Below are 677 nucleotides of genomic sequence, written 5' to 3'. Positions count from 1 at the left end.
TTTCGCGCGCGGTTACGCGCCAGATGTCGTTGGATCCGTTGAAACTGACGGATATCGTGGCGACGGGGCTCAACAAAAAATCTACGGCGTATGCTTCCATTAATTATGTACCGACGGAAGCGGCGAAAGTATATTGGGAAATTTACACGCCCGGCACTTCTTTCAACGGAGCGGCTACCTCTTCCAACTTGGTAACGGATTCCTCTACGCCCACGGGCACGGGCCCGACGCCGGTGGGAGGAACGTTGGTGTATCGCTCGGAAGAAGACCGAACGGCGCGGATGAATTTTACCTCCAAGTGGGACGGTCTGTGCGGCATTCAAGGGGGCTGCACCCGCACGTATGCTTTTAATGAGAAAATGTCGGACGGCACGACCTGTGCAGAGACGGGTGGCTGCACGCAAACGTTTAATTACGGGGCGCCGATGCCGGACGGGAACTATGTGTACGTTTTGTGGGCGGAAATCCCGTACAACGGCAAATACTTAAATGCCGTAGGCGGCAATGGAACCCCCAGCTTTACGGCGAATACTACCTGCTCTGGCCAAAATAATGAAATCAACGGTCAGTGCTTCACGGGTGTAAAGACGCAGAACTACTCGGTGGGTCAGATTGCGATCGAACGCGGATTGGTGGACATTACGATCCAACCGGTGAGCTATTCGACGGTAGGATCC

At 54.4% G+C, this 677-nt stretch carries 1 protein-coding gene; it reads left to right on the top strand.

What is annotated here, in order from left to right; genetic code table 11:
• Positions 1-677: hypothetical protein (locus tag B5F75_RS07425; protein ID WP_158093815.1), on the top strand; the 677-nt coding region annotated here is incomplete at both ends.

The sequence above is a fragment of the Elusimicrobium sp. An273 genome (genome assembly GCF_002159705.1).
GTDB classification, from domain to species: domain Bacteria; phylum Elusimicrobiota; class Elusimicrobia; order Elusimicrobiales; family Elusimicrobiaceae; genus Avelusimicrobium; species Avelusimicrobium gallicola.
The sequence above is the reverse complement of the archived record's forward strand: the minus strand, read 5'-3'. Positions and strand labels throughout refer to the sequence as shown.